Origin of the sequence: Pseudomonas sp. Irchel s3f10 (assembly GCF_900187515.1) — a bacterium.
Lineage (GTDB): Bacteria > Pseudomonadota > Gammaproteobacteria > Pseudomonadales > Pseudomonadaceae > Aquipseudomonas > Aquipseudomonas tensinigenes.
In genome coordinates this window covers 1-6,109 of sequence record NZ_FYDZ01000031.1, presented here as the reverse complement: position 1 = coordinate 6,109, position 6,109 = coordinate 1, and the positions used below count along the sequence as shown (strand labels likewise).

General features: G+C 57.2%; 4 protein-coding genes, 1 tRNA gene and 2 pseudogenes. 4 read left to right on the top strand and 3 right to left on the bottom strand.

Annotated features, from left to right (window positions below; translation table 11 throughout):
• Positions 1–148: 148 nt before the first annotated feature.
• Complete coding sequence (uvrB, locus tag CKW17_RS29390) at positions 149–2,164, bottom strand: excinuclease ABC subunit UvrB (RefSeq protein ID WP_095123435.1); 2,016 nt, start codon at positions 2,162–2,164, stop codon at positions 149–151.
• A 337-nt stretch (positions 2,165–2,501) separates the two neighbouring features.
• On the opposite strand from uvrB, the gene CKW17_RS29385 reads away from it, so the two are divergent.
• Positions 2,502–3,698, top strand: coding sequence for an amino acid aminotransferase (locus CKW17_RS29385; RefSeq protein ID WP_038363598.1), 1,197 nt, complete (start codon positions 2,502–2,504; stop codon positions 3,696–3,698).
• A 225-nt stretch (positions 3,699–3,923) separates the two neighbouring features.
• Positions 3,924–4,124 (top strand): hypothetical protein, encoded by a 201-nt coding sequence (locus CKW17_RS29380; RefSeq protein ID WP_016983541.1) that lies wholly within the window; start codon positions 3,924–3,926, stop codon positions 4,122–4,124.
• Here the strand turns inward: CKW17_RS29380 and CKW17_RS29375 are convergent.
• Positions 4,121–4,351, bottom strand: a complete 231-nt coding sequence (locus tag CKW17_RS29375) for a hypothetical protein (protein WP_095123433.1) — start codon at positions 4,349–4,351, stop codon at positions 4,121–4,123. The two genes, CKW17_RS29380 and CKW17_RS29375, sit on opposite strands and share 4 nt — an antisense overlap.
• Positions 4,352–4,570: 219 nt before the next feature.
• Between CKW17_RS29375 and CKW17_RS29370 the strand changes: the two genes are divergently transcribed.
• Together CKW17_RS29370 and CKW17_RS29365 are read left to right on the top strand one after the other, a co-directional pair.
• Positions 4,571–4,646 (top strand) — tRNA-Asn (locus CKW17_RS29370).
• A gap of 102 nt (positions 4,647–4,748) precedes the next feature.
• A pseudogene (locus tag CKW17_RS29365) lies at positions 4,749–5,918 on the top strand (IS3 family transposase); the annotation flags it as partial.
• A 72-nt stretch (positions 5,919–5,990) separates the two neighbouring features.
• Here the strand turns inward: CKW17_RS29365 and CKW17_RS30655 are convergent.
• Positions 5,991–6,109: pseudogene (locus CKW17_RS30655) on the bottom strand (maturase); the annotation flags it as partial.

The window sequence follows — 6,109 nt, the reverse complement described above, 5'->3', positions numbered from 1 at the left end:
CACACGTTGTTCGAACGTCCATCAAGCATCGAACATCTTGAGCACCGAAGGCAGAAGCGAACGGAGCAGAAGGCAGCTCAAGGCTGCCTTCTGCTATGACACAGGTTTTACCGGACACTAGTGACGCAGAGCGTGGGAACGATCCTACTTACACAGCCAAAAGCCGCTCACGCAGCTTGGCAATCTCATCACGCATCTGCGCCGCCGCTTCAAACTCCAGATCCCGCGCCAGCTGATACATCTTCTCTTCCAGCGCACGAATACGCTTGGTGATCTCGCTCGGCGAGCGCAATTCGGCTTCGTACTTGGCGTTCTCTTCCGCGGCCTTGGCCATGCCTTTGCGCTTCTTGCTGCGCGAGCCCGGCACGGTGGCGCCTTCCATGATGTCGGCGACATCCTTGATCACACCGCGCGGGGTGATGCCATTTTCCAGGTTGAAGGCGATCTGCTTGTCACGACGACGTTCGGTTTCACCAATCGCCCGCTCCATCGAACCGGTCATGCGATCGGCGTAGAGAATCGCCCGGCCATTGAGGTTACGCGCCGCCCGGCCAATGGTCTGGATCAGCGAGCGCTCGGAACGCAGGAAACCTTCCTTGTCCGCATCAAGAATCGCCACCAGCGACACTTCCGGCATGTCCAGACCTTCACGCAGCAAGTTGATCCCGACCAGCACATCGAACGTGCCTAGGCGCAGGTCGCGGATGATTTCCACGCGTTCAACGGTGTCGATGTCCGAGTGCAGATAGCGCACGCGCACGCCGTGGTCGGCGAGGTAATCGGTGAGGTCTTCGGCCATGCGCTTGGTCAGCGTGGTGACCAGCACCCGCTCTTCCACTGCGACGCGCTTGGTGATTTCCGAGAGCAGATCGTCGACCTGAGTCAGCGCCGGGCGCACTTCAACCTGCGGGTCGACCAGACCGGTCGGCCGCACCACTTGTTCGACCACGCGCCCGGCGTGTTCGGCTTCGTAGTTGCCCGGTGTCGCCGAAACGAAAATGGTCTGCGGGCTGACCCCTTCCCACTCGTCAAACCGCATCGGCCGGTTGTCCAGCGCCGACGGCAGACGGAAGCCGTATTCGACGAGGGTTTCTTTGCGCGAACGGTCGCCCTTATACATCGCGCCGACTTGCGGCACGCTGACGTGGGACTCGTCGATCACCAGCAAGGCATCGGCTGGCAGGTAATCGTAAAGGGTCGGTGGCGCGGCACCCGCCGGACGCCCGGACAGATAACGCGAGTAGTTTTCGATGCCGTTGCAGTAACCCAGCTCGAGGATCATTTCCAGGTCGAAACGGGTGCGCTGCTCCAGACGCTGAGCCTCCACCAGTTTATTGTTGCTGCGCAGGTACTCGAGGCGTTCCTGCAGTTCGACCTTGATGTGTTCGATGGCGTCGAGCAGGGTTTCCCGTGGCGTCACATAGTGGCTCTTCGGGTAAAAGGTGAAGCGCGGCATCTTGCGGATGACTTCGCCGGTCAGCGGGTCGAACGCGGAAATGCTCTCGACCTCGTCATCGAACAGCTCGATGCGGATCGCTTCCAGATCGGATTCCGCCGGGTAAATGTCGATGACATCGCCGCGCACACGGAAGGTCGCGCGGGCAAAATCCATGTCATTGCGGGTGTACTGCAAGTCGGCCAGACGCCGCAGCAGCGCACGCTGATCGAGCTTGTCGCCGCGATCAACGTGCAAGACCATCTTCAAATAGGTTTCCGGGCTACCGAGACCGTAGATGCACGACACCGTGGTGACGATGATCGCGTCTTTACGCTCCAACAACGCTTTGGTCGCGGACAAACGCATCTGCTCGATGTGGTCGTTGATCGACGCATCCTTCTCGATGAAGGTGTCGGACGACGGCACATAGGCTTCGGGCTGGTAGTAGTCGTAGTAGGAAACGAAATACTCGACCGCGTTATTCGGGAAGAACGCCTTGAATTCACCATACAACTGCGCGGCCAGCGTCTTGTTTGGCGCCAACACCAGGGTCGGGCGCTGTATCTGCGAGATGACATTGGCGATGCTGAAGGTCTTGCCCGAGCCGGTCACACCGAGCAGCGTCTGGTGCGCCAGCCCGGCCTCGATACCTTCCACCAATTGGCGGATGGCTTCTGGCTGGTCGCCGGCGGGCTCGAAGCGGGTGACGAGCTGGAATTCGGACATATACACCTCTGGGATCGCGGCATTCCGAGCAAAGCGGAACACCACGGGGACGACCGCAAACGACCGGTGTCGCGCAAGAAAAAACCTGGATTGTGTTCAATGTGGTGGCGATTGCCTCACCTTTCAAGGCAAACGTCCTACATCCGGTAAAGACTCTGACACGCGCAGTCGACTAACGGTCAAGAAATAATCGGAAAAACTTACCCTAAAAGCCGAATCGCCTGTCGCCATTGTTCAGTAATGGCCTCTATACTAGCTCCCCGTTTGTGCACCGCTCTAGTGCATCCGGCTGGAGCGCGACACGTCCCTCCATTCTCCATTCAGAGCCGCCGCAATAATGAGCCTGTTCTCCGCTGTCGAAATGGCACCCCGCGATCCAATCCTGGGCCTCAACGAAGCATTCAACGCCGATACCCGGACCACCAAGGTCAACCTGGGCGTGGGTGTTTACTGCAACGAAGAGGGGCGAATTCCACTTCTGCGCGCCGTGATCGAAGCCGAGACGATTCGCGTCGCTCAACACGCTTCGCGCGGTTACCTGCCGATCGATGGCATCGCTGCCTACGACCAGGCCGTGCAAAAGCTGCTGTTCGGCAACGACTCGCCGCTGATCAGTGCCGGTCGCGTGATCACCACTCAGGCTGTCGGCGGTACTGGCGCCCTGAAGATCGGTGCCGACTTCCTCAAGCAACTGCTACCGAACGCCGTTGTGGCGATCAGCGACCCGAGCTGGGAAAACCACCGCGCGCTGTTCGAAACCGCTGGTTTCCCGGTGCAGAACTACCGTTACTACGACGCTGCCACCCACGACGTAAACCGTGCCGGCATGCTCGAAGACCTCAACGCCTTGCCGAACGGCTCGATCGTTATCCTCCACGCCTGCTGCCACAACCCGACCGGCGTCGACCTGACCCCGGCGGACTGGAACAACGTGCTGGAAGTGGTCAAGGCCAAAGGTCACGTGCCGTTCCTCGACATGGCTTACCAGGGTTTCGGTGACGGCATCGATGAAGACGCCGCTGCCGTGCGTCTGTTCGCTGAATCTGGCCTGACTTTCTTCGTGTCGAGTTCGTTCTCCAAGTCGTTCTCGCTGTACGGCGAGCGCGTTGGCGCCCTGTCGATCATCAGCGAATCGAAAGAAGAAAGCGCGCGCGTGCTGTCCCAAGTCAAACGCGTGATTCGCACCAACTACTCCAACCCGCCGACCCACGGTGCCAGCATCGTCGCTGCGGTGTTGAACAGCCCGGAACTGCGTGCGCAGTGGGAAGCGGAACTGGCTGAAATGCGTCTGCGCATTCGCGGCATGCGTGAGCAGATGGTTGCCCTGCTGGCCGAGAAAGCCCCGGGCCGCGACTTCAGCTTCGTCGGTCGCCAGCGCGGCATGTTCTCCTACTCGGGCCTGACCACCGAGCAAGTGCATCGCCTGCGTAACGAGTTCGGCATCTACGCCCTGGACACCGGCCGCATCTGCGTGGCTGCGCTGAACCAGAGCAACATCAAGGCTGTGACGGATGCGATTGTTCAGGTCATCTGATTTCGCCGCGTGATGAAAAACGGGAAGCCTGTGGCTTCCCGTTTTTTATTTGTCTCAAACTAGCGCCAACACCCTCTAAACTGCACACAAATCAAAAACTGTAGGAGTGAGCCTGCTCGCGATAGCGCCCTGTCAGCCGAAGCATTACTGTCTGACACACCGCTATCGCGAGCAGGCTCACTCCTACAGGGTTTTGTGTACATCCGAGAATTTTGTGAGATCAATATGAAAAACGACAACCTGCGCGCCGACCGTGACGATCTGGATGATTTCATCCCTCGCGCCTCGGCCAAACGCGAAAAAAGCCTGGTGCTGCAAGTCGCCGCCGGGGTGTTTCTCGGTGGCCTGGCGCTGTGGCTGGTGCAACTGGCAGCCACTGCGGCCTACGCCAAACTGATGCTGGGCACTATCACCTTCGGCAGTTAAGCCAGTTCGCTCGCGCGCTGAGTCGCGGCATCGTCATAGACGACGTACAGCGATTCGGCGATCTGGCTTTTGATCGCCTTGGTGCTTTCAAGACCGAGGACGAACCCTTCGGCCTTGCCGCCAGCGCGGTTCAGCTCTTCAGCGCTGCTGGCCTGAGTGATTGCGTCGAACAGTTTTTCGGCGTGGGGGCCGACGCCTTTGGGCAAGCTGATTTGCGCGATGCTCATGCGAACACCTCGTTGTTGCGGATTGACTGCTTCATGTCACGTACCTTTTCGGCGAATGGCCGGCAGCGCGTGTGACCACTTCCGGGCGGCCATGGTAGACCTCTGCTACGGTTCTGGTAACCGCCAATCGCTGACAAACCACCGTCCGTCCCGAAGATTCACTCATTTTTGCAACCGATGCTTGACTTCTCTTTTTGAATCAGTAACATACGCACCAATTCCGCAATAGCTCAGTTGGTAGAGCAAATGACTGTTAATCATTGGGTCCCTGGTTCGAGTCCAGGTTGTGGAGCCAAATAGCAAAGCCCCTGAATTGAAAGATTCAGGGGCTTTTTTGTGGGCGCTGTCTCGTCCTAAATAAGGTTTACACCTTCTGGCTTCTTATCAGGAGGGTGCAATGGAGACGGGCGAAAAGCGCAGTCAGCGCGATTACACACTGACTTTTAAATTGTCGGTTGTCGATCAGGTCGAAAAAGGCGAGTTGAGTTATAAAGAGGCTCAACGGCGCTATGGGATTCAAGGCCGGTCGACGGTTCTGGCTTGGTTACGCAAGCATGGTCGGCAGGATTGGAGCCAAGGCGCCTCCATTCGCTCTCAGAGGACTCGACCGATGGACGAGCCAACTTTGCCGCTGACGCCTGAGCAGAGAATCAAAGAGCTTGAAGAACAATTGGCGCTGGCCAATCAGAAAGCCAAATTTTTTGAAGACGTGGTCGATGTTCTGAAGAATGACTATGGCGTATCCGTTGTAAAAAAGCGGCCAGGCAAGTCGTTGCGCAAACCCAAACCCTGAGTGTCAGCAGGGCTTGCCAGTTTATGGGAATAAGTCGTCAAGCCTATTACAAGCGAGATCGGGCTTACCGATCCAGGCTTGAGCAAGACCAGAAGCTCGTCAAGTTTGTGCATGAGATCCGCTTACGTCAGCCGTGCATCGGTACTCGTAGGTTACATTCGATGATGCATGCCAAACGTGAGAGACAAGAACTGCATGTTGGAAGGGATCGTCTATTCGATGTTTTGCGCGATCATCGCCAACTGGTACGTAGAAAGCGGGCCTATCACAAGACGACTGACAGCCATCATCGTTTTCGCTGCCATCCCAACCTCCTCGCATCAAGTGATTGCGACTGGCCCAGAACAAGTCTGGGTAGCAGATATCACCTACATCCCCACACGAGAAGGATCTGTTTACTTGAGTTTGGTGACAGATGCTTACTCGAGAAAAATTGTCGGCTTTCACGTACATGACAGCCTGCACGCCAAATCCGTGACTCAAGCCTTCCGAAAGGCGCTAAAAGAGCGCCGAACAAACCAACGACTGGTGCATCACTCGGATCGAGGCGCACAGTACTGCTCTGATCTTTACCAGAAGCTGCACGCCAAACATGGCGTCACTTGCTCAATGACCGATGGCTACGATTGCTACCAAAACGCTCTCGCAGAGCGGGTTAACGGCATTCTGAAAACAGAGCTGCTGCTCTACAGGCCAGAAAATCTAGAACAGGCTGAACAGATGGTGCGGGAGGCTATTACGATCTACAACCAAGAGCGGCCGCACCTTTCCTTAAATCGAGTAGGAGGCGGTCTCGCGATCGCCGTCCTCTCACACCACCGTACGTACGGCTCCGTATACGGCGGTTCAGATTGTGCGATTAAGTCGGTTTATCGTATCCAGTATCGAGACCAATCCGAGTCCATCCCAGAGTTTCTTTGGTAGCGCCTGGTTCATATGTGGCGCTCCCGAATTCCACCAAGGAC